Annotated in this window: 17 protein-coding genes; 5 read left to right on the forward strand and 12 right to left on the reverse strand. The window is 48.1% G+C overall.

The genetic code is table 11. The features are described 5' to 3' along the window. Positions 1-17 precede the first annotated feature (17 nt). Positions 18-1,202 (reverse strand): NnrS family protein, encoded by a 1,185-nt coding sequence (locus UF06_RS14740; RefSeq protein ID WP_045571115.1) that lies wholly within the window; start codon positions 1,200-1,202, stop codon positions 18-20. Positions 1,203-1,336: 134 nt separating this feature from the next. Here UF06_RS14740 and UF06_RS14745 point away from each other — a divergent pair, with 134 nt between their 5' ends. Then, entirely contained in the window at positions 1,337-1,891 is a 555-nt protein-coding gene (locus tag UF06_RS14745; RefSeq protein WP_045571116.1) for a gamma-glutamylcyclotransferase family protein, read from the forward strand. 30 nt (positions 1,892-1,921) lie between these two features. Here UF06_RS14745 and UF06_RS23190 read toward each other — a convergent pair whose 3' ends face one another. The 3 genes from UF06_RS23190 to UF06_RS14760 form a co-directional block, all read right to left on the reverse strand. Beyond that, complete coding sequence (locus UF06_RS23190) at positions 1,922-2,554, reverse strand: outer membrane beta-barrel protein (protein ID WP_052702566.1); 633 nt, start codon at positions 2,552-2,554, stop codon at positions 1,922-1,924. A gap of 278 nt (positions 2,555-2,832) precedes the next feature. Continuing rightward, the gene (locus UF06_RS14755; protein ID WP_045571117.1) at positions 2,833-4,434 is read right to left on the reverse strand and encodes a methyl-accepting chemotaxis protein; all 1,602 of its coding nucleotides are present in this window, start codon (positions 4,432-4,434) and stop codon (positions 2,833-2,835) included. Positions 4,435-4,614: 180 nt separating this feature from the next. After that, complete coding sequence (locus UF06_RS14760) at positions 4,615-5,592, reverse strand: LysR family transcriptional regulator (RefSeq protein ID WP_082069713.1); 978 nt, start codon at positions 5,590-5,592, stop codon at positions 4,615-4,617. 48 nt (positions 5,593-5,640) lie between these two features. Here UF06_RS14760 and chrA point away from each other — a divergent pair, with 48 nt between their 5' ends. Together chrA and UF06_RS14770 are read left to right on the forward strand one after the other, a co-directional pair. After that, a complete protein-coding gene (gene chrA / locus UF06_RS14765) occupies positions 5,641-6,783 on the forward strand; it encodes a chromate efflux transporter (protein ID WP_045571118.1) in 1,143 nt (380 codons plus the stop codon). Positions 6,784-7,033: 250 nt separating this feature from the next. Beyond that, complete coding sequence (locus UF06_RS14770) at positions 7,034-8,719, forward strand: AMP-binding protein (protein ID WP_045571119.1); 1,686 nt, start codon at positions 7,034-7,036, stop codon at positions 8,717-8,719. Positions 8,720-9,071: 352 nt separating this feature from the next. On the opposite strand, the gene fusA is transcribed toward UF06_RS14770, so the two are convergent. Together fusA and radA are read right to left on the reverse strand one after the other, a co-directional pair. After that, a complete protein-coding gene (fusA, locus tag UF06_RS14775; RefSeq protein ID WP_045571120.1) occupies positions 9,072-11,159 on the reverse strand; it encodes an elongation factor G in 2,088 nt (695 codons plus the stop codon). Between the two features lie 218 nt (positions 11,160-11,377). Then, positions 11,378-12,757, reverse strand: coding sequence for a DNA repair protein RadA (gene radA / locus UF06_RS14780; protein WP_045571121.1), 1,380 nt, complete (start codon positions 12,755-12,757; stop codon positions 11,378-11,380). Between the two features lie 134 nt (positions 12,758-12,891). Between radA and UF06_RS14785 the strand changes: the two genes are divergently transcribed. After that, positions 12,892-15,240: a PilZ domain-containing protein gene (locus UF06_RS14785; protein ID WP_045571122.1), complete on the forward strand. Its 2,349-nt coding sequence runs from the start codon at positions 12,892-12,894 to the stop codon at positions 15,238-15,240. A gap of 59 nt (positions 15,241-15,299) precedes the next feature. Here the strand turns inward: UF06_RS14785 and serB are convergent, their stop codons facing one another. Continuing rightward, entirely contained in the window at positions 15,300-16,280 is a 981-nt protein-coding gene (serB, locus tag UF06_RS14790) for a phosphoserine phosphatase (protein ID WP_045571123.1), read from the reverse strand. Positions 16,281-16,382: 102 nt separating this feature from the next. On the opposite strand from serB, the gene UF06_RS14795 reads away from it, so the two are divergent. Beyond that, positions 16,383-16,991, forward strand: a complete 609-nt coding sequence (locus tag UF06_RS14795) for a YtjB family periplasmic protein (RefSeq protein ID WP_039431638.1) — start codon at positions 16,383-16,385, stop codon at positions 16,989-16,991. 55 nt (positions 16,992-17,046) lie between these two features. Here UF06_RS14795 and deoD read toward each other — a convergent pair whose 3' ends face one another. From deoD to UF06_RS14820, 5 genes are all read right to left on the reverse strand, one after another. Further along, on the reverse strand, positions 17,047-17,766 hold the full coding sequence (deoD, locus tag UF06_RS14800; RefSeq protein WP_039430363.1) for a purine-nucleoside phosphorylase: 720 nt from the start codon (positions 17,764-17,766) through the stop codon (positions 17,047-17,049). Between the two features lie 103 nt (positions 17,767-17,869). Further along, positions 17,870-19,090, reverse strand: coding sequence for a phosphopentomutase (locus UF06_RS14805; RefSeq protein ID WP_045571124.1), 1,221 nt, complete (start codon positions 19,088-19,090; stop codon positions 17,870-17,872). Between the two features lie 54 nt (positions 19,091-19,144). Then, positions 19,145-20,473 (reverse strand): thymidine phosphorylase, encoded by a 1,329-nt coding sequence (gene deoA / locus UF06_RS14810; RefSeq protein WP_045571125.1) that lies wholly within the window; start codon positions 20,471-20,473, stop codon positions 19,145-19,147. Positions 20,474-20,565: 92 nt separating this feature from the next. Then, positions 20,566-21,342 (reverse strand): deoxyribose-phosphate aldolase, encoded by a 777-nt coding sequence (gene deoC / locus UF06_RS14815; RefSeq protein ID WP_045571126.1) that lies wholly within the window; start codon positions 21,340-21,342, stop codon positions 20,566-20,568. A 575-nt stretch (positions 21,343-21,917) separates the two neighbouring features. Further along, positions 21,918-23,180: a NupC/NupG family nucleoside CNT transporter gene (locus tag UF06_RS14820; RefSeq protein ID WP_045571127.1), complete on the reverse strand. Its 1,263-nt coding sequence runs from the start codon at positions 23,178-23,180 to the stop codon at positions 21,918-21,920. Between the last annotated feature and the right edge of the window lie 84 nt (positions 23,181-23,264).

The following is a 23,264-nucleotide window of genomic DNA, read 5'->3' on the forward strand; positions in this document are numbered from 1 at the left end:
TGGCTTGGTTTTTTCTATCATCCCGGATGCCCATCCACCCTTGGCGTGAGTAACATCTTGCCAAACTTAACCACAAACAAGGTAAAAGCGACAATCCACAACGCCGCACTCAAGTTTACCCACACAAACAGATATTCAGGAAAGGCAATCACCCCAAAGCTGCGCACGCACGCCGCCAACAAGATGGAGAGAAAAGCGACGCGCAGATTTGGTCCTTTGTATATCATCCGCCCGGTGTGCCCCATCGTCACACGCGCAATCATCGCCAAGATCAAGCCGCCCAGCGCACCGATGGCAAACAAATGCAGTAAATTATGCGTTGCTAGCGGGTTATGCCCAACGCCTCGTAAAATCAAGCTAAGCGGCAGACACAAATACGCGCCATGCAGTGACCAAACCAACGGCTCGCTCAATGTTCGCCATGGTTGCCAACGGTAAAAACGAACCAGTTGAATAATCCCAGTGAACAACATAAGCGCCGGACCAATTTGAAGAAAAGTGACCGGGAAAAAACTGAGAACAAACAGTAGAACCAGTGGCAAGTTTGCCAGCCAATCTAGCCAGACTAAAGCCGGCGCTTTTTCAAAGTTAAAACGACGGGCAGTAAAAAACGGGATAACGCGGCCGCCCATGACCGAAAGGAGTAACGTAAACCACCACAACATCGCCTGCCACACTGCGGAGGCACTAAAAGGCGGCATGCCTTTTACGGTGGCGTAACTGGCAAAATTGGCCGCAATCGCCAACAGAAAAAGGGGCACGAAAAACAGGTTGCGCCAACCTTTCGCTTTGACAACACGGCTTCCAACTTCATACGCGACTAAGGCAAGGAACAGCGCTTCGATACTGGAGGTCAGCCAAAGTGGCGTGGGTGTCCAGAGCAAAACTCTTGGCAAGATCCAAAGTACCACTAACCAAGCGAGACGATGGTGTTTGGTGCCATTAACCCCTGTCCAGTTTTGTACCGCGGTGAGTAAGAAGCCAGCGACGATCGCCATGGCAAATCCGAACAACATTTCGTGGACATGCCACCACAGCGCGGGTACTGCCAACCAAGAAGGTTGCCCCTTTTGAAACATCCACACCCAGGAAAAAATGGCGACGACCGCATAAACAGAGCCCAGTAGAAAGAAAGGACGAAACCCCAATCTTAACCAAGGTGGGATCGCTTCCTCCACCCGCTTATCCGTAATATTTAGCATCGCAGCTCCCATAACTTGATTTGATTTTGCTCGCTGGCCGCAGTGTAACACCAAAAGATGTAAAATAAATACAACTTTAAAATTATTCTCAGGTGGGTATAAATAGTCCCACTGCGATCACTTGGGGAGCTCTTATGTACATCTTTGGTTATGGTAGTTTGATCAATTCGGCGTCGCGCCAATTAACCGGACAGACAGGCGAAGCAATTCCTGTCATTGCGCATGGCCTAGTGCGCTATTGGGGCAAAGTGGACGATAGCTATGTTCTCTCACCTTTAGTGGTTAACCGCGGCGACAGCCAAGTCAACGGTGTGTTGCTTGAGATTGATGAGCAGGCATTAGCCGAGTTTGATCGACGAGAGCGCGGTTATCACCGCATCGCCATCAGCGCAGAGCAGATAGAAACGGAGCACACATTTGATCGTGACTATCCGATTTGGGTTTATGTAAAAGAGCAGCCGGAGCCGCCCTGCACTTTAAGCCCAATCATGCAAACCTATGTCGATACGGTTTTAGCTGGCTGCTTGGAAATCTCCGCCGATTTCGCCCGTCATTTTATCGACTACACCGTTGGTTGGCACTTTCCCAAAGAAAACGACCGCCACGCGCCGAAATATGGCAATTTGGCTGGGGTTGAGCCGCATCACTATCCACTGATCGATGCACTGATTACTCAAAAGGGAGCATAATACTCCCTTGGGTCAAGCATCAAATAATCATCAGAACTTGTAACGGCCACCAATATAAAGGGCTGTTAGATCGACATTGGTATCGTAAAATTCAGTGCCAAGGCCACGGTAACCACCTTGGATCATCCAACCAGAGTCAAACTCGTAGCCAGCTTCAATGCCGTAAGTGAAACCATTGCCACTTTCGCTCTCCATTGTCGCCGAGTTGTAGTTGCTCTTAGTTAGCTCTACTTCAAACTTAGTTGCTGAATAACCCAGCAAAGCCCCTACGTAAAACTTAGTATTAGAGAAATAGTACTTGGGACGAATGTTCAGACCGTAGCCTGAAAATGATCCTTCAACGTCCGCAGAAACAATCCCACCATTAGTGGTCGTTGCTAGTGCACTACCCAATGTTTTAGAGCCGTAGTTTACGTACTCAAATTCAATACCAGTAACGAAATTGTCAGTGATTTTTTTATCGAAGCCAATCGCAAATGCGGCACCAGCATCCAGATCATAAGACTTCGCATTTGCATCATTGATAGAAACTTCTGTTTTTAGCCCCTCAAGCCCCACATACCAGCCCTGTTTAGGACCAACTTGAGTTTGTTCGATCTCTTCCGCACCTGCTGCAAATGCAGCACCCATAGCCAATGCCAGAATCGGCAAGATTTTATTCATTATAATTCCCTTGTATATCATACTGTTAAACAGTAAACCAATCGCGCAGGATTATAATATCTCTTGCTTTTTAACCAATTAGGAATCTCATAAAATGAGACAGATTCCATAAAAATGGGTGATATATTTATACTTTTGTATATGAATTAAACACAATAAAGCGTTCTTACGCCCATATGTCGTTAAGTTTGCACATGGGCTTTAGAATAAGAAATCAGAGAAATGAATACATGCAAAGCCCAATGCTCAGCACGTCCCTTAGCCTGTCACCAAAATAGTTAAAGTCTAAAACGTGTCATTTTTTCATCGAGCTGGCGAGAGAGTTCCGCTAATGTTTCACTCTCTTCGGCTAAGAAACTGGCGGCTTGCGACATCTCCATCGCGGCGTCGTTAATCCCACTGACGTTGCGATTCATCTCTTCCGCCACGGCACTTTGTTCTTCCGCAGCTGTAGCTATTTGCGTTGCTTTGTCACTCACATGACGAATATGGTCAACGATAAGCTGTAAATCTGCTCCGGCGTGCTCTGCCTGGGCCACACTGCTGTCGGCCAAAGAGCGGCTTTTTTGCATTGCAGCCACCGCAGCCACCGCAAGTTGCTGTAGACGATGAATGGTGGTTTGAATTTCATCGGTCGAATGATGAGTACGTGCCGCGAGATTACGTACTTCGTCAGCGACCACGGCAAAGCCTCGCCCTTGCTCACCAGCACGAGCCGCTTCAATCGCCGCATTGAGGGCCAGAAGGTTGGTTTGTTCAGAAATGCCACTAATCACACTGGTCACTTCACTGATTTGCATCACGCCTTCTTTGAGTTTGTTGACCTGCTCATTAGCCACATTTAACTCAACGGAAAGCTGGCGAATGCTATCGACACTGGAATGCACATCCTTGTCCCCGAGGTTGGCTTCTTTGGTGGCGTCGAGTGTATCGCGCGCCGTATCTTCAGCATGCCCGGCCACATCGGCCACCGTCGCACTCATCTCATTCATCGCGGTCGCCAGTTGATTGAGTTGATCGCGCTGACTGACTACCGCTTGGCTGGTCTCTTCCGCTGAAGTAGCAATACGCACCGCGGCATCGGCCACTTCTGACGCTGACTGCACGGATTCATACAGAGCATCTCGAACCGAGGCAATGCTTTGATTAATATCGTGCGCTAAGCGGCCGAACTCATCTCGACCTTCAACCTTCACGCGAGCGGTTAAATCACCTTTCGCCACTTGCTTCATGCTTTCGCGAATCGCTTGCAATGGCTCAACCACTGCGCGGGTAATCACGATACCCAAGCCGCTCATTAGCAAGGTGGCAATTAAAGTGGCCAGCCCCATTTTCATGATCTGCTGATTGACCGCCGATTCAATGTCATCTAGCAGCATACCCGAACCAATAATCCATCCCCACGGAGCAAATCCTTGCACCACTGAGAGTTTATCGGCTGGCTGCCCAGCATTATTTTGCCAAGGATAGATCAATGACCCGCTTCGGCCATCACTGCCTTTTTCTACCATAGTGAACCAGAACTGCCCGTCACTGCCATTGCCCATCTGTTTTCCGACCAGATCATCACGAATGGGATGGACAATGGTGTAGCGGTTTTCATCCATCACAAACAGGTAATTTTCGCCGTCAAAGCGCGTATGTTTGATCAATGCTTGCGCTTGTTGCTGCGCTTCTTGTCTCGGTAACGTCTGATTGAGGTAAGCCACTTGAGAAAACACACCGCGGATCACCGCATTTAAGCGGGCTTCTCTTTCAAAAATGAGGTTTTGTTTGAGTACATTGGCAGAAATAGCCAGAAGAGAGAGAAATCCCAGTATTCCAACCGCAATAATAATAGCCAGCTTGTAGCTGACTTTGATGTTTCTTAGCTTCAACATGACGCGATACCACCCTAAATCAATCTTGAATAAATGTTGAGACTGATAATTTTGTTATTTTGGGACTGAATGTATTTATCATGGTCGACGGTTTTTACTTTGCCAGTATAGATATGCAGATTGTTATTGAGCTCAAAAAACATTATGCAAGACCATGAAATGTACCCGGTGGTTATACTTCTATTCTAGCCATTTCGCCTGAATGATGGTTCTCTTCACCACCTCTCTCAGCCAAAGTCCCTTATCACTCTGCGTGACACTCGAATGCCAAACCAAGGAGATATCGAAATCGGCCACGGTGAGAGGTGGCTGAAACGTCACAAGACCATCGTCAAAACCGTTCGCTTTCGCCATACGTTCCGGCACGATGGCGATTAACTCTCGGCCAACGAGAAGATGGCGAATAGTGAGAAAATTTCGACTGGCTAAAGAGACACGGCGGCTCAAACCGTATGAAGCTAACGTTTTGTCGGTTTGTGTCGTCAAACTGCCATCGGTACTGACCAACGCTTGTTCGAGCGCGGCAAATTTCTCTAACGTCATGCCTTGCACATCAATAAGCTGTGGATCGCACAGGCATACATGGCGCTCAGTGTAGAGGTACTGCTCGCAAAACTTGCTGTCCAATTGCGGGATCGATCCTATCACCACATCCAACTTTTCTTGTTCCGTCAAGGAGATATAGTTTTGACGATTGACATTGACAAAGCTGACTTGCGCGCCAGGCGCTTCAGATCGTATCGCGTCATACAATTGGGCGGCAAAGATAAACTCCGCATAGTCTGTCAATCCGATGCGGCAAACACCTGCAAACTGTGATGGACAGAACTCACGCCGAGTCAAAAGCTCGCGTGCAATCGATTCAAGTAGCCCATCAATAAACGGCGCAATTTTATGCGCGTACTCGGTTGGCTCCATCTTGTGTCCTTTGCGTTCAAACAGCGGGTCGTCCAACATGATGCGTAGTCGGCCTAAGCTGTGGCTCATGGCAGACTGACTAACGAAGCCCATTTCGGCGGCTACGCTGACACTCCGGTAGCGGTAAAGCTGTGAGAAGACCACCAGCAGGTTCAGATCCATATTCTTCCAATTCAGATCGCCGAGCACTTTCATCCCATCCTGTTCATACAAAAAATTAAAACTATTAATTTGAATCATTATAAGTCGCTGCGTACAGTGTGCTCATCATTTATATGAGAAAAATCCATGTTCACAATTTTCAAAACCTTCTTTTACTTGGGCTGGATCAGTTTCGGCGGCCCTGCAGCACATATTGGTTACTTTCGTCATACGTTTGTGGAAAAACGCCATTGGCTGAGCGACGAGGAGTACGCCCAATTGGTCGCCTTAAGTCAGTTTTTGCCTGGGCCGGGATCAAGTCAAGTCGGCTTTGGTTTAGGCTACAAACAAGGGGGCCTGCCCGGTGCTTGTGCGGCTTTTTTCGGTTTTACGCTTCCCTCAGTCATTGTCATGTTGCTGTTGGCGCTGCTGAGCAGCCAAATCATGGGCAACTTTTGGTTCGAACAGGTCGTGCATGGTCTCAAGCTACTAGCCGTGGTCGTGGTCGCCGATGCGGCTTGGGGCATGTATCAGAATTTTTGCCGCACACGTCTAACCACAGCGCTGTGTGTTGTCACCGCTTTTGCCTTGTTGGTTTTCGCTTCTATCGCGACACAAATGTTGCTGTTGCTTTTGGCTGCCGTGATTGGTGTGGCCTTTATAAAAAACGATAAGGTCGCTTCTCCATCCGAGTTTAAACCGTCACTATGGCCACTGGTGATGTTTGTTCTGCTGCTTTTGGCTGTGCCCATTGCTACGACACAACACTCTCTTCTCGCGCTTTTCAACGATTTCTTCCAAGCAGGCAGTCTGGTATTTGGTGGTGGTCATGTAGTGCTGCCTCTTTTGCAAAACATTGTGGGCGATAAGCTCAGTCAAGACGCCTTTTTAACCGGTTACGCCACTGCACAAGCCGTGCCCGGGCCTATGTTTACCTTTGCCACCTACATTGGCTATGTGCTTCATCCACAGGCACCGATTCTCGGAGCCTTAGTCGCGACATGCGCCGTCTTTCTGCCTGGTTTTCTTCTGATGCTCGCTGTGTTGAAAAACTGGCAACAACTGGCGAACAAGCCGAAAGTCAGTGGCGCATTGATGGGGGTCAACGCGTCAGTGGTGGGCCTACTGGTAGCGGCGCTTTATCAACCCGTGTTTAGCAGTGCGGTAAGCTCTGGTCTTGATGTCGGGCTAATTTTGTGCGGATTTTTTCTGCACAAACAGATAAAGCTACCCATATTAGTACTGGTTATTTTCTTTATGCTCGCTGGTGTTGTCAGCGGCGGGTTCTAGTCCTGCTCGCTGGATCTCTAAGCGTGTTGTCTGCCCAACGGGTTGTTTTGACTGCAGTTGGGCAACGCCTAATTCTCTTTTCAATACCACATCCAGAAAAAGTCAGCGAAACGGATTGGATCAATTACTTGGCGCAAATTCTCAACAGCAAAACGTGGATTTTTATTTCTGACTCCTCTAAAACATGCTAAATTAACAACAAATTAACATAACAATAACGATTGTTTTGCCAATAACATGGAGTTAGAGAATGATTCAGCCTAACGAGTTAAGCAAACCCAACTGTGCTCTCCCACCGCCAAATGAAATGATCTTAAAATGGGCAGCGGAACGCCCGAATGAGGTCTATCTAAAACAAATCATTAACCGCCAGTTCGTCGAGTTCACCTATGCGCAAGTCGCTGACCAAGCCCTGCGTTTAGTCACCGCTCTTCGCGAACTTGGTGCACAACCGGGCGATCGCGTCGCTCTGATTTCGAAAAACTGCGCCGAATGGTTTATTTGCGATTTGGCGATGATGCTTGGTGATTACGTCAGTGTCCCGATCTTTCCAACCGCGAGTGCGGAAACGATTGAATACTGTTTGAGCCACAGTGAAAGTAAAATTTTGATCGCGGGTAAACTTGATAATCCGGAGACCACACAAAAAGTCATTGATGAGATGACCGATATCAAGAGCATCGCGTTACCGTATGATTCTGCGCCACAATGCCAGTATCAGTACAAAAACTTGATTGCCAAGGCCGAGCCGAGTCAAGAGCGCCCACAGCACGACGATGATAAACTGATGTCTTTAGTTTATACCTCGGGAACGTCTGGTCTGCCGAAAGGCGCGATGCTCACTTATGGCGCATTTTGTTGGTCGGTGCATCAACTGATTAAACACATCGGAATTCAAGAAAACGACCGCCTGTTCTCCTATTTACCTCTCGCGCACATCACTGAGCGCGTCTATATCTTTGGCTCCTCAGTGATCGGCGGTGTTCCTACTGCCTTTCCCGAATCGCTGGATACTTTTATCGAAGATGTCAAAATGCAGCGCCCAACGCTGTTCATTTCCGTACCACGCTTATGGACACTGTTCCAGCAGCGCATCCAAGACAAATTGCCGCAAAAACGTCTTAATTTTTTGCTGAAGATTCCCTTGGTCAATTCCTTGATCAAAAAGAAATTGGCCGATGGACTTGGTTTGGATCAAGCACGCGTGTTGGGTTGTGGCTCCGCCCCAGTTTCCCCGGCTCTGCTCCAGTGGTACCACAGTGTCGGGCTCAACATTACTGAAGCCTGGGGGATGACAGAGGCCTTTGCCTACACCACATTGAACTACCCTTTTAAGGCCGACAAAATCGGCAGTGTTGGCAATGCCGGGCCGGGTATTGAACTGAAAATCGCCGAAGATAGCGAGATCATGGTTCGCAGCAAAGGACTCTTTTCTGGCTACTATAAGAATGACATTGCGACCAAAGAATCCTTTGATAAAGAAGGCTGGCTACATACTGGCGACATAGGATCCATCGACAGCGAAGGCTATTTGACCATTCAAGGTCGTAAGAAAGACACCTTCAAAACCGCCAAAGGCAAGTTTGTCGCTCCTGTCCCCATCGAGAAAAAACTCTTTGAATACAGCCGAGTGGAAATGATGTGCCTTATAGGCTCGGGGCTACCTGCACCAATCTTGCTTGTTGTGCCACATAACTTCCCCCATTTTGACCGTGAGCGGTATGAACGGACAACGCAAAAGGTCATCAAACGCATGAATGCCGAATTGGAATCTCATGAGCAGATCAAGGGAGTTCTGATGATTAAGGAGCCATGGAGTATCGAAAACGGCATTTTGACGCCAACCCTGAAAATAAAACGTCATGTGCTTGAGCAGAAGTATCACGAAGTTGGTCACAACTGGCCAAAAGATAAATTGGTGGTTTGGGAAGAATAACCTGTTCATCGACACGCCTTAAAGACTCAAAAGCCGCAGCCTCACTCCTAATATAGAGTCTGCGGTTTGTTCAATTAAAAACATCGATATGACCTTTCTCAGCAACTACATGTGCGCGCATGCTGGCTATTTCCGACGAGAGAAAGTCCTGCTTTTTCGCCAGTGGCTTCTCGACGAAATAGCGAACTTTCAGTACGCTTATCCACTCACTGGCATTGATGTAATCAGCAATATCGATTAGTCGAGGCGAATAGATAAAGAGGCTAAGAGCAGCTTACCGCATCTTGATATCCAAATAATAAAAAACCCGCAGTTGCCTGCGGGTTTTTCTGTTATCGAGTTAAGTTAAGAATTACTTCTTAGCGTTACGCTCTTTAACTTCAGCAATCACTTGCTCTGCTACGTTGTTTGGACATGCTGAGTAGTGAGAGAACTCCATAGAGAACTGACCACGACCAGAAGTCATTGTACGTAGAGTACCGATGTAGCCGAACATTTCAGAAAGTGGTACGTCTGCTTTAACGCGAACGCCAGTTACACCCATTTCCTGGTTCTTGATCATGCCGCGACGACGGTTCAAGTCACCGATTACGTCACCAACGTGATCTTCAGGAGTGAACACGTCAACTTTCATGATTGGTTCAAGAAGCTGAGGAGCCGCTTTAGGAATTGACTGACGGAATGCGCCTTTCGCTGCGATTTCAAATGCGATTGCAGATGAGTCAACTGCGTGGAAGCCACCGTCAAACAGTTCAACTTCAACGTCAAGCACAGGGAAACCAGCCAAAGTACCAGTCGCCATCATAGACTTGAAGCCTTTCTCAACTGCTGGCCAGAATTCCTTAGGAACGTTACCACCCACAACGGTTGATTTGAAGGTGAAACCAGTGTTTTGCTCTCCTGGACGGATACGGTAGTCAATCTTACCGAACTGACCTGAACCACCAGACTGTTTCTTGTGCGTGTAGCTGTCTTCTACTGCTTTGGTGATAGTTTCACGGTAAGCAACCTGAGGAGCACCCACTTCAAGCTCAACGCCGTAAGTACGTTTCAGGATATCCACTTTGATATCTAGGTGAAGTTCGCCCATACCTTTCAGAATGGTTTCACCTGAATCTTCGTCAGTTTCAACTTGGAATGATGGATCTTCTGCAACCATTTTACCGATCGCGATACCCATTTTCTCAGAACCGTTCTTATCTTTTGGCTTAACCGCGATAGAGATAACTGGATCTGGGAAGATCATTGGCTCAAGAGTACATTCATGCTTAGGATCACATAGAGTGTGACCAGTTTGAACGTTCTTCATACCAACGATCGCGATAATGTCACCCGCTTGTGCTGCTTCAAGCTCGTTACGGTCGTTTGCGTGCATCTCAACCATACGGCCAACACGCTCAGTCTTACCAGTTGCACTGTTAAGAATGGTATCACCCTTCTTAATTTTGCCTGAGTAGATACGAACGAAAGTCAGAGCACCGAAACGGTCATCCATGATCTTGAACGCAAGCGCTTTTAGAGGCGCATCAACAGATACTGTTGCTACTTCACCAGTTGGCTCACCCGTTTCTGGGTTAGTCAGAGGCTGAGGCTCAACTTCAGTTGGAGACGGTAGGTAATCTACAACCGCGTCTAGTACAAGCTGCATACCTTTGTTTTTGAATGCAGAACCACAGTACGTTGGGAAGAACGCTAGATCACGAGTACCTTTACGGATACAAGCTTTGATTTGCTCGATAGATGGCTCTTCGCCGTCCATGTAAGCCATCATCAGATCATCGTCTTGCTCAACAGCAGATTCGATCATCATCTCACGGTATTCTTCAACTTGATCTACCATGTCTGCTGGAATTTCTTTGATTTCGTAGTTTTCTGGAAGACCTGTGTCATCCCATACGAATGCTTGACGAGTCAATACATCAACTACACCTACAAACTCGTCTTCACGGCCGATAGGTAGAGTCATCACTAGAGGGTTGGCGCCTAGTACTTTCTTCACTTGCTCAACAACGCGGAAGAAGTCTGCACCCATACGGTCTAGTTTGTTAACGAAGATCAGACGAGATACTTCTGATTCGTTCGCGTAACGCCAGTTTGTTTCTGACTGAGGTTCAACACCGCCAGAACCACAGAATACACCGATACCACCGTCAAGAACTTTCAGAGAACGGTAAACTTCAACAGTGAAGTCAACGTGTCCAGGGGTGTCGATTACGTTAAAACGGTGGTCTTTCCAGAAACAGGTAGTCGCAGCAGACTGGATAGTGATACCACGCTCAGCTTCCTGTTCCATGAAGTCCATCGTTGAAGCGCCGTCGTGTACTTCACCCAGACGGTGGATTTTACCAGTAAGCTTCAAGATACGCTCAGTGGTAGTGGTTTTACCCGCGTCAACGTGCGCGAAAATACCAATGTTTCTGTATTTTGATAAATCTGCCATTGTCTTACTCTGTTAATAAGGTATAAAGTGCGCGCAGAGTATATCACAATCGTTCAAGACTGATACCCTTGCATGCCATTCGTTAAGAAAAATTTTCTTCTACAACAGTAAAGCTTACCAATGCTTAGCTTGCAAAGCGGCGCGAAACTATATTTTTGCTTCCTCTGTTCACGCACAAAATTTTCCTTCCTGACTATGAAGATCGAACTCTCTACTCTCTAGAGTTCATCAAAGGCACTGATCGCATCGGCGAGTTTTTTCACCCCGTGGATTTGCATGCCCGCAATTCCGCCTTTCGGCATATTCGCCATTGGGACAATCGCTTTCTTAAAGCCATGTTTAAAGGCTTCATTGAGACGTTCTTGGCCACTGGGTACTGGACGGATCTCGCCAGCTAAGCCCACTTCGCCAAAAACCACTACGTCTTTAGGCAGCGGCCGATCGCGAAAACTCGACAGCAGCGCCATAATCAGCGCCAAGTCAGCGCTGGTTTCACTCACTTTTACCCCACCGACCACATTGACGAAGACATCTTGGTCAGCCATTTGTAAGCCACCGTGCTTATGTAAAACCGCTAATAATAAAGAGAGACGATTTTGCTCAAGGCCGACAGCGACCCGGCGAGGATTAGCAAGCTGCGAGTAGTCCACCAAAGCTTGGATCTCGACCAGAAGCGGCCTAGTGCCTTCCCAAACCACCATCACCGAACTGCCAGAGGTCGCTTCTTCTCCACGTGACAAGAAAATCGCCGACGGGTTGCTCACTTCTCGCAGCCCTTGCCCCGTCATCGCAAACACACCGAGCTCATTCACCGCACCAAAGCGGTTTTTGTGGCTACGCAGGGTACGAAAGCGGCTATCGGTATCGCCATCGAGCAGCACGGAACAGTCAATAATGTGCTCTAACACTTTCGGACCCGCTAGGGTGCCATCTTTAGTTACGTGACCAACAATAAAGACAGCGACATTATTTTGTTTGGCGTACCGGGTTAATGCCGTCGCAGATTCACGCACTTGCGCGACACTACCGGGTGAAGATTGCACATCTGAAACATGCATCACCTGAATCGAGTCAATCACCATGATGCGTGGTCGCACCTCTTCGGCAATTTGGCAAATCTTATCCACGTTGGTCTCTGACAGCATTTTCAAATGCTCTTTCGGCAATCCCAAGCGAGAAGCACGCATCGCGACTTGTTGCAAAGACTCCTCGCCAGTGACGTACAAGGCAGGCATGTGTGCCGAGAGCGCGCACATCGTTTGCAACAGCAGGGTCGATTTACCGGCTCCTGGGCTTCCGCCAATCAAAATCGCCGCACCAGGCACGATGCCACCACCCAATACTCTATCCAGCTCTTTAAAGCCACTGGTAAAACGCGGTACTTCCTGCAAATCGATATCAGACAAGGTCTGGACTTTAGACTCTATCGCACTGCCCGCATACCCTGACAAACGTTCATTACGTGCGACACTCGGCGAAGCCGCTAACCTGACTTCAGTAATGGTATTCCAAGAACCGCAGGCGTTGCATTGCCCCTGCCAACGAGGAAAATCCGCCCCACAGTCGTTACATACATACGCGCGTTTTGCTTTCACCATGCCGCCTCAAATTGTCCAGCCTGTGATCCTGTCAGACCACTGATTCATTAAACACAGAACAAAGTGCTGTTATACTTAAGTTTATTATCACTTTGCCGATACTCTTATCAAGAACAGATACTGTAACAGAAAAGATGGAACAAGCTGAAATTCTCTCAATCGCAGAAAGACTCATCCCGCTGTACAACGCGGAAGATTTTGATTTTGTCCTGAGTCAACTGACCGAGGGAGAACCGCCATCGGCTAAATTGCTGGTGAAGATGGAGCTTAACCGCATCATGGCGCCATGCAAAAAAAGTATCGACTTACGTGGTCGTGTGCAAGGTGAGTGCCGTGAATATGAGTTGGATGGTTTAAAGCACTGGCTTGATGATGTCGCTTTTAATGCCTACCACAAAAACACGAAGAAATTTGGCCGCTATACCGAAGGGGTATGGGAAGCATTAAGCAATACACGCAATAGTTTCCGTGTGTTGGGCAAAAACACGCAACAGCCGGAAGGTCTCGGGTTAACGGATCCGGCTAGCCCTTATGAAGCGGAAACCATTTACCTTGGCTACGATCTTAAAAGACAAGAAAAGCGCCTGCGCGTGCAGTCGCAGGTGGAAATAAAACTGTCTAAAGGACAAGTTTTGCATGGTGTGAGCGTCGATCTCTCTAGCTCTGGCGCTAAATTCAAAGTGCCGAGTGCCTTTAATTACAACCTCGGTGAAATTATACAGGTCTCCTTTTCCGAGCTCGCCAAAACTTCGCAAGTGGCGAACATCGACAAAAAATTGGAGTATCGCGTGATTGCCGTAGAAGACTCTTATGAGAACGATGCGGTCAAATTTCTACGTTGTCTGCGCCTGACCGAAACCAACATCATTGCCCGCGTGATTGATGAATCACTAAGCAATTCGGCCAAACGGACTCGCCACGATAACCAAGACAAAATCATTCGTTCAAGAACGCGTGGATACGAGCACATCTATCTTAAACACACCTGCAACCTGCCGCTGTTTTTCCAAGGAAGTGAGCTCAAACTGGCGATGATGACGCCCAACAATGCGCCGATTTGGAATTACTGGCACGATGAGCGCAAGCAGCAAGTCTTCGGCACGCTATTTAATCCACAAAGAATGGAGATGTTGATTAAGTCTGGCGTGAAAGGGGCCAGCAATGTCATCTACTCCTTTACTCACGAGCATGAGGGCAAGACCTTCTTCTATTCGATGCTGATGCCTGAAGCGACTCGAGAACAACGACAGCTTTTTTGGCATTTGGGAGCACGTCGTTCAAGCTGGCGCGCATTCCGCATTACCATTTTTGAGCTTTCAGACAAAGAGAAGCAGCAATTAGCCTCTTTTTCTTCTGAGCTTGCCGATGCGTCAACCGCCCTGACTCACTGCGGTATTTTGCAAGAAATTGCCGATGACAGTGTGGGTGACGATTATCTATTTACCGAGAAACCTCGTATTCCAGCCAGCACGCTAAATACATTTCGTCACCCAAGAAAGATCGTCGGCTCGCCCAAGGGAATTTTCTTCGACGCAAAGTCGAGGCGCAAAGAGCCAAGATACAGCTTTCAGTCGCCACTGCTTTTGACTAAGAGTGGCGGCTTACAAGCGCAAGGTAATACGCTTGATTTGTCCAAGCGCGGGCTGAGTTTGCAATTGAATGCGCCGTTGGTACTGGTTGCCGGAGAAGAGGTTGAGGTCAATTACCTTGAACTGCAACTGTATGACAAAAAACTCCCGCTAGATAAAGTGCCGTATCGAGTAATACGTGTAAGCCCAGACGGCCAGCAAGTGCAGCTGGTGATTGATGAAAATAGTCAAACCATCAAAACCATCGCTTTTTTCAACAGCATTATAGAACACAACCAAGATAAGCTGATTGCCCAGCAAGAGATCCTGCCGAACAATGAGCTATTGGAGTCATTGCATAGCATATTGCTCTCCAAGATGGTGAGCACACCTATTTTTATTAGCAAAACACCATCAGGTTATCGCACTAAAGTGATTGGCGTGAATTTTCCACTAGAGAAGCACTTAATGCTGTTGGCAAAGCTAGGCCACAAAGAGAACTTCTCTCTCGAGCCAATCTACAAAGGCCGCTCGAATACGCTGATCGCGAATCCAACGAAGAGGATCGACGGCATAGAGCCGACTCATCATGAAATTTATATTGCGGTGACTAAATTCAGCGACAAGATCAAAGCCGTTCAGACCAAGATGCCGATGGAATTCGACAGCGTCAAAGAGCGCATCCAATTTGTGAAAAAGGCAAAAATGTCTGGTGAATTTTATGTGCTGAGGCTTTCCACCGCGCCGATTTTCAGCCCGATGACCTCTTTACTGCAAAAAGATCTTAACGATTTAGCCCATCTGAGCATGCACCAAGCCAGCAAGCTGGAGAAAGAGCTCTCCACCTTAATGGGTTATTGCGAAATGGAAGACATTACTGAAGAAGTATTGATTCGTCTTGAGTTAAGCGATTAAAGCTCATGAACAACAAGGAGCGATAATCGCTCCTTGTTGTTTAGAGAAATCTCAATCGATTAAGGCTTGGTTTGCCAACTGATTTTTTGCTGCCGTGCCAATACACCAGACAAAATGCACACAATGCCACCTAAACCAGCAAAGCGCACCGCGTTTTGTGCCTGCTTTTCCACTTTGGGTTTGGCATGATACGCAATCCCCAACCCAGCGGCCTGCATCATCACCAAATCATTAGCACCATCGCCGACAGCAACAGTGTTGTGCATTTCGACGTCATATTTCTCGACAAGCTCGATGAGGGTATCGGCTTTGGTTTGCGCAGAGACCACCTCTCCCAACACTTGCCCCGTCAACCGTCCGTCAATAATTTCTAGTTGGTTAGATTGGGCATGATCTAAACCCAAACTCTGCTTTAAATGATCAGAAAAATAGGTAAATCCACCTGAGGCAATCGCCGTCTTCCAACCAAACGCTTTTAAGGTGTTGATAAGCTCGGGTAAATCCGGCATCAAGGGCAACTGCGCACGCACACTTTCGAGAATCGACTCATCGGCACCTTGCAACTTTCCAACACGTGCTCGCAAGCTCTGCTCAAAATCCAGCTCGCCCTGCATGGCCCGCTCAGTGATTTCGGCAACTTCTTCGCCCACACCCGCCAACTTGGCAATTTCATCAATACATTCAATTTGAATGACGGTGGAATCCATATCCAGAACGATCAACCCCGGTTTGGAGAGATCAGGGACATCTTGCAAATTGGCGTAATCAATTTGGAGGCTTTGCAAAATGGTTTCGTGTTCTGCGGTCAGTTCGCCCGCCATCAGCGCCACCTCGTAGCGTCCGACTTTCCAAGTATCGATGATCGGGTTGTACATTCCGGTAAAAAAATCGATGTCCTCAAAATGCCCCGGAGCTAAATACTCAGCATACATCAGCCAGTTGGCTCTGTTTTTATCCAGTTGTGTAGCAAATCGAGTTTCTGGCAAACGAGTCAAAAGTTGAGTATGCCTTCTCAGCGGCAGTGTCTTTAGCGCTTCCATGAATCTAATCCTTTGTGAACCTTGGCAAACGTTAACCTATTGCAATTTGAAAAGGCAAGCCCCAAACTGGCATTTGTTCGCGAATCAAAGTTAGTGCTAGATATGAAAGAGTCTCTTTTTTCACTGCGGAATGCCTTACGCGTCGTCGCGCTGATCATTTTAGGGGTGATGTTTTTCATCACCATCAAAAACAGCGTGGTGATCAGCAAAGGGAACGAACGCATCCAGGCGCAACAACTGGAAACCTTAACCAAGGTGTTAAGCTCTCAGGCTGCCCTTTCGGCCAGTGATATGATTGTGCAAAAAGATCAGGAACAGTTGCTCAAGTTAACCAATCAGTTAGCGAAAGAGCGTTTGGTCTTTGATGCCACCATTTACGACGCAGAAGGCATCCGTCTTGCCTCCAGCGAAAAAGCGCTGACGGTGCGTGAGGTGTTGGGGCTAGATACGCCGCTAGCGACAGCGGGCATTGGCCGCCAACAGTTGGTCGAACCCGTTTATGCCGATAACAGCATCATAGGTTTTATCCGCATCACGTTTGAGACAGGCAAGGTGACGGCAATTTCTGATCATCACTATCGCAAAAGTGACCGCTATATGTTTTTGATGATCTTGATGAGTTTCGTCGGCGGCATGCTCTTTATTCTCATCCTACGCAAAAAGCCGCAGCCCAAAGTCGAGAACCTGTTACTCACCCATAAAGATCCATAAAAAAGAGCCTGCATTGTCGCAGGCTCTTGATATTGCGTTGTAAAATCTAAAACACTTACTCAGCATCACCCAGTAGCACAGAGTCCAACGCGATGATCATCATATCGTTGAAGGTGTTCTGACGCTCTTCCGACGTGGTTTGCTCACCGGTTTTGATGTGGTCAGAGACGGTACAAATCGTCAGTGCTTTCGCGCCGTATTCCGCAGCAACGCCGTAGATACCTGCCGCTTCCATTTCTACGCCGACAATGCCGTATTTGTCCATCACGTCGAACATGTCTGGATCTGGCGTGTAGAACAGTTCAGCAGAGAATAGGTTGCCGACTTTTACATCGATACCACGCGCTTTCGCTGCTTCTTCAGCGGCTTTGACCATTTTGTAATCCGCGATAGCGGCAAAGTCATGACCTTTGAAACGGATGCGGTTCACTTTGGAATCCGTGCACGCGCCCATGCCGATCACGACATCACGCACTTTGATCGCTTCGCTCACTGCACCACAGCTACCTACGCGAATGATTTTCTTCACGCCGTAGTCTTTGATAAGTTCAGTCGCATAAATAGAGCAAGATGGGATGCCCATACCATGACCCATAACCGATACTTTACGACCTTTGTAAGTACCAGTGAAACCGAACATATTACGAACATCACACACTTGAACGACGTCCTCTAGGAACGTCTCTGCGATGTATTTTGCACGTAGTGGGTCACCAGGCATCAGAACGACGTCTGCAAAATCACCCATTTCAGCATTAATATGCGGAGTTGCCATGTTTTTGTTTCCTTGTTTTTCATTCACAAAAGACTTGCTTTGTATTCGCAAAAGAATAGAGAGGCATACCTCTCTATTCGATAAGTTCCATTATAGCTCTGGATTAGAGAAAGTTTTTGCCGTAATCCATTGGCGATGTACCAAAGTAGCTCGCCAGTGTTTGGCCAATATCCGCGAACGTTTCGCGGAGACCCAATGAGCCCGCTGGGACTTTTTGACCATAGACAAGCACTGGAATGTGCTCACGAGTGTGGTCAGTGCCCGGCCAAGTTGGGTCGCAGCCGTGGTCAGCCGTGAGGATAAGGATGTCATCGTCTTGCATCAATTCCATCACTTCGTGGATGCGTCCATCGAAGTACTCAAGCGCAGCGGCGTAACCCGCAACATCACGGCGGTGGCCATAAGCAGAGTCGAAATCAACAAAGTTGGTGAAGACGATGGTGTTATCGCCCGCCGCTTTGATTTGCTCAAGTGTCGCTTCAAAAAGCGCAGGGATGCCCGTTGCTTTCACTTTTTTGGTGATGCCGCAGTTAGCGTAGATATCGGCAATCTTACCAATAGAGACCACTTGACCTTGTTTTTCCTCAGCCAGCTTTTGCAATACCGTCGCTGATGGCGGCTCAACAGAAAGGTCACGACGGTTACCAGTGCGCTCAAACTGACCTTTACCCGGACCAATGAATGGACGCGCAATCACACGACCGATGTTGTAATCTTCCAGCTCTTCACGAGCAATTTGGCAAAGCTCAAGTAGGCGATCAAGGCCGAATGTATCTTCGTGACAGGCGATTTGGAATACAGAGTCCGCAGAGGTGTAGAAAATTGGCTTGCCCGTTCTCATGTGCTCTTCACCTAGGTCATCAAGCACTTGTGTACCTGACGCATGGCAGTTGCCGAGGAAACCATCAATGCCAGCACGGGCAAGAATGCGATCGGTCAGCTCTTTCGGGAAACTGTTGGCTTTGTCGGTAAAGTAGCCCCATTCAAACAGAACTGGCACACCCGCGATTTCCCAGTGGCCAGACGGCGTATCTTTACCAGACGAGAGCTCAGCGGCATGGCCGTACGCGCCAATAATCTCCGCGTTGGCATCCAAACCCGGTGCAAAACGACCCGTTGACTCTTTGTGCGCCATTGCCAAGCCCAATTTGGACAGATTTGGCAGACGAAGAGCCCCTTGGCGCTTGTCGTTGTTTGCCAAGCCTTGCTCACACTGGTCCGCAATATGACCAAGCGTGTCAGACCCCACATCGCCAAACTGCTCGGCATCCGCCGTTGCGCCAATACCAAAAGAATCCAGTACCAAAATAAATGCTCTTTTCATTACTTCTTCCTCAGGCCTGCCGGTACGAAAATGTGCAAGCAGGCCCAATAGTCATTAAATATCTTCTTCGCGAATCAGGCCGTAAACGTCGGGGGTGGGTACGTAGTCGCCACCCACTTTAATCGCCGCTTGCAGCGCATTTGCCGCTTCTTGCCATTGCGCTTCGCTACGCGCATGAATCACCGCCAAAGGCTTGTTACTGTCTGCGATTTCACCCAAGCGGATGAAGCTATCAAAGCCAACCGCATAATCGATGCTGTCGGTCGCAACACGGCGTCCACCGCCCATCGCCACCACCGCCATACCGATAGCACGCGTATCCATTGCCGACACCACGCCGCTCTCTTTGGCATAAACCGGCTTGACGATTTCCGCCTTGTCTAAGTAGTGATCGTAGTTGTCGATAAAGTCCGCAGGTCCGCCCAAACCAGCCACCATTTTGCCAAAACACTCGGCGGCTTTGCCGTTATCCAGCACCGCCATCAACTTCGCGCGCGCTTCGTCAGTGTCTTGCGCCAGCTTACCCAGCACCAACATTTCCGCACACAGCGCCAACGTCACTTCGAGCAAACGAGGGTTACGGTATTCGCCTTTGAGGAACTGCACCGCTTCGCGCACTTCCAGCGCATTCCCCGCCGACGACGCCAACACTTGGTTCATGTCGGTAAGAATGGCGGTGGTTTTGGTGCCCGCACCGTTTGCCACGGCTACAATCGATTTCGCCAGTTCTTGTGACGCTTCGTAAGTTGGCATAAAGGCACCCGAACCGACTTTCACATCCATCACTAGTGATTCAAGGCCAGCCGCCAGCTTCTTCGATAGAATGGACGCGGTGATTAACGAGATGTTATCAACCGTTGCTGTGATGTCACGCGTGGCATAAACACGTTTATCCGCAGGCGCCAGATCGCCCGTTTGGCCGATGATCGCTACGCCAGCGTCTTTTGTCACTTGGCCGAAAACGTCATTACTCGGAGTGATGTTGTAGCCCGGAATCGCTTCCAGTTTATCCAAGGTGCCGCCAGTATGACCAAGGCCACGACCGGAAATCATTGGCACGAAACCACCACATGCTGCCACCATAGGGCCAAGCATCAGTGACGTCACATCGCCCACACCACCAGTGGAGTGTTTGTCGACAATTGGGCCACCGAAGTTCATGTGACTCCAGTCGATCACCATACCGGAATCGCGCATGGCACACGTCAGCGCGATGCGTTCTGGCATGGTCATTTCATTAAAGAAAATCGTCATAGCAAAGGCCGCAATCTGACCTTCAGACACGGTATTTTTCGCCACGCCTTGGATGAAAAAATTAATTTCATCGGCAGTCAGCACTTCGCCATCACGTTTTTTACGAATAATTTCTTGAGGTAAATACATTAGAGCCTCCCAAGCTCAAAATGAGCCGTGGTAACAGTAGAGTAAGAAGGTTGCGTGGCGCAAAACGCGCCACGCTCAGACATTTATTAGAATTAGTACGCCGCAGGATCGGCGACTTGATCTGTCACTTCTAATGTATTGAGTAGATTGGTTAGCAAGCTAGATGCACCAAAACGGTAGTGCATATTATCCGCCCAGTCAGCACCTAGGATCTCATCTGCCATTGCTAAGTAAGCCGCAGCGTCTTCCGCAGTACGCACGCCGCCAGCAGGCTTGAAGCCCACTTTTTCAGCCACACCCATGTCACGAATAACTTCGAGCATCATACGTGCATATTCTGGGGTTGCGTTAACTGGCACTTTACCCGTTGAGGTTTTGATAAAGTCGGCACCCGCTTCAATGCAGATTTGCGATGCTTTCTTAATCAGCGCTTCTTCTTTTAGCTCACCGGTTTCGATGATCACTTTCAGAAGAATATTGCCACAGGCTTCTTTACATTGCTTAACCAGTTCAAAGCCGACTTTTTCATCACCAGCGATCAGCGCGCGGTATGGAAAAACGACGTCAACTTCATCAGCACCGTAAGCGACTGCAGCTTTGGTTTCTGCCACGGCGATAGCGATATCGTCGTTACCGTGTGGGAAGTTGGTTACAGTCGCAATGCGAACCTCTGGTGTACCTTGCTCACGAAGTGTCTTCTTAGCAATAGGAATAAAGCGAGGGTAAATACAGATCGCAGCCGTGTTACCTACAGGCGTTTTGGCGTCATGACAAAGCTTGATGACTTTCGCATCCGTGTCATCGTCATTTAGCGTGGTTAGGTCCATAAGTTTCAGTGCACGTAGTGCTGCTGCTTTTAAATCGCTCATTTCTATCTCCGATCAATATTCAAAAATTTTACTACTCAGCCCCTTTTCCCTGTTTCTGCTCACCTCAAAAGCAAACAGCAAATCAGTAAAAAAGGTCTTTGCTAAACAGTCATTGATGAACGGACTTGGTTCCCTGAAGACTCGGCAGTCATTACTTGCCAATTGCTATCCTTGTCACCGCACAGTACCAATTTGGCCTATGGCACAACAATCTATGATTGCGGTGTCTTTTTATCTGCACTTGGTGTAAGTCGCTCTATTAGCTTACTGACCAAGGCAGAGAGTGTCGGGCAGCTCATTTGCCCTAAACATATCTATTCAGATGAGCGATGAAACGTCCTGCTTCATCCCTCTTCTGTGATTAATACATTATAGATATTCATCGCAAAACTGTAGCACCAAATAGAGCGCAAACGGTTTGTATCTCAAAAAAACTCAGCCTCAACGCCCATGACGATTCGCTCTAACTGAGCCCATTTCATTCACTGTGGCGCAAAAACTGAAAACGCCCCGCAGCAATCTCTTGCTACGGGGCGAAGCTAAACGGCGTCTATAAATACTGTCTCTTAACTAAATTAGAAAGACAGGAAGAAGCCAGCGATGGTCGCTGCCATCAGGTTAGATAGCGTACCCGCTGCAACCGCTTTAACACCCATACGAGCGATGTCGTGACGACGAGCAGGAGCAAGGCTACCTAGACCACCAAGTAGAATCGCGATAGAAGAAAGGTTTGCGAAACCACATAGAGCGAAGGCGATGATTGCTTGAGTCTTCTCAGACATTACTTGACCTGTTGCTGGGACAACTTGTGCTGCATCACCAACGTAAGGTACGAAGTTTAGGTAAGCGACGAATTCGTTTACAACCAGTTTTTGACCGATGAAAGAACCCGCAAATGTTGCCTCAGCCCATGGTACACCGATTAGGAATGCTAGCGGCGAGAACAACCAACCTAGAAGTAGTTCTAGAGTGAGGTTTTCCATGCCAAACCAACCACCAACGCCACCGAGGATGCCGTTAACTAGTGCGATTAGACCAACGAATGCCAGTAGCATTGCACCAACGTTAAGGGCTAGTTGTAGACCAACTGATGCACCGCCTGCTGCTGCGTCGATAACGTTAGCTGGCTTGTCGTCACCACCATCAATGTTGTCTTCCAAGCTTTCATTTGGAGTATCAACTTCTGGTTTGATGATTTTAGCGAACAGTAGACCACCAGGCGCTGCCATGAATGATGCTGCTACAAGGTACTCAAGAGGTACCCCCATAGATGCGTAACCTGCTAGTACACCACCAGCAACAGACGCTAGACCACCACACATTACTGCAAATAGCTCAGATTGAGTCATTTTTGGTACAAACGGACGAACCACTAGTGGTGCTTCAGTTTGACCTACGAAGATGTTCGCTGCTGCAGACATTGACTCGGCACGAGAAGTACCTAGCGCTTTCTGAAGACCGCCACCTAGGATCTTGATAACCCACTGCATCACACCAATGTAGTAAAGTACAGAGATAAGTGCTGAGAAGAAAATCAGTGTTGGTAGTACTTGGAAAGCAAAGATGAAGCCGATACCGTCAACTGAGAAGTTAACTAGGCTGCCGAACAAGAAACCAGTACCGTCTTTACCGTAGTCGATCACGTTTTGAACACCAGCAGAGAAACCCGCTAGTAGATCACGACCCCATGGAACGTAAAGAACGAAACCACCGATGATGAATTGGATAGCAAAAGCGCCAGCCACAGTTCTAAGATTGATAGCTTTACGGTTATCTGACAGTAGTAATGCAATTCCTAGCAATACTGCCATACCGACTAGGCTCATAAACAGGCTCATAGTTTATGACTTCCTTATTAAGTTATTTATTGGCGTGTTACAAAATGGAGCTATAAAGCGGGGGCAATTATACTCACGCCTTAA

This window comes from Vibrio sp. S234-5 (assembly GCF_000960595.1).
Lineage (GTDB): Bacteria > Pseudomonadota > Gammaproteobacteria > Enterobacterales > Vibrionaceae > Vibrio.

Excerpts from the sequence above, each read along its gene's own strand:
- UF06_RS14740 (WP_045571115.1), bottom strand. The coding sequence starts at position 1,202 with ATGCTAAATATTACGGATAAGCGGGTGGAGGAAGCGATCCCACCTTGG.
- UF06_RS14745 (WP_045571116.1), top strand. The coding sequence starts at position 1,337 with ATGTACATCTTTGGTTATGGTAGTTTGATCAATTCGGCGTCGCGCCAA.
- UF06_RS23190 (WP_052702566.1), bottom strand. The coding sequence starts at position 2,554 with ATGAATAAAATCTTGCCGATTCTGGCATTGGCTATGGGTGCTGCATTT.
- UF06_RS14755 (WP_045571117.1), bottom strand. The coding sequence starts at position 4,434 with ATGTTGAAGCTAAGAAACATCAAAGTCAGCTACAAGCTGGCTATTATT.
- UF06_RS14760 (WP_082069713.1), bottom strand. The coding sequence starts at position 5,592 with ATGATTCAAATTAATAGTTTTAATTTTTTGTATGAACAGGATGGGATG.
- chrA (WP_045571118.1), top strand. The coding sequence starts at position 5,641 with ATGTTCACAATTTTCAAAACCTTCTTTTACTTGGGCTGGATCAGTTTC.
- UF06_RS14770 (WP_045571119.1), top strand. The coding sequence starts at position 7,034 with ATGATTCAGCCTAACGAGTTAAGCAAACCCAACTGTGCTCTCCCACCG.
- fusA (WP_045571120.1), bottom strand. The coding sequence starts at position 11,159 with ATGGCAGATTTATCAAAATACAGAAACATTGGTATTTTCGCGCACGTT.
- radA (WP_045571121.1), bottom strand. The coding sequence starts at position 12,757 with ATGGTGAAAGCAAAACGCGCGTATGTATGTAACGACTGTGGGGCGGAT.
- UF06_RS14785 (WP_045571122.1), top strand. The coding sequence starts at position 12,892 with ATGGAACAAGCTGAAATTCTCTCAATCGCAGAAAGACTCATCCCGCTG.
- serB (WP_045571123.1), bottom strand. The coding sequence starts at position 16,280 with ATGGAAGCGCTAAAGACACTGCCGCTGAGAAGGCATACTCAACTTTTG.
- UF06_RS14795 (WP_039431638.1), top strand. The coding sequence starts at position 16,383 with ATGAAAGAGTCTCTTTTTTCACTGCGGAATGCCTTACGCGTCGTCGCG.
- deoD (WP_039430363.1), bottom strand. The coding sequence starts at position 17,766 with ATGGCAACTCCGCATATTAATGCTGAAATGGGTGATTTTGCAGACGTC.
- UF06_RS14805 (WP_045571124.1), bottom strand. The coding sequence starts at position 19,090 with ATGAAAAGAGCATTTATTTTGGTACTGGATTCTTTTGGTATTGGCGCA.
- deoA (WP_045571125.1), bottom strand. The coding sequence starts at position 20,473 with ATGTATTTACCTCAAGAAATTATTCGTAAAAAACGTGATGGCGAAGTG.
- deoC (WP_045571126.1), bottom strand. The coding sequence starts at position 21,342 with ATGAGCGATTTAAAAGCAGCAGCACTACGTGCACTGAAACTTATGGAC.
- UF06_RS14820 (WP_045571127.1), bottom strand. The coding sequence starts at position 23,180 with ATGAGCCTGTTTATGAGCCTAGTCGGTATGGCAGTATTGCTAGGAATT.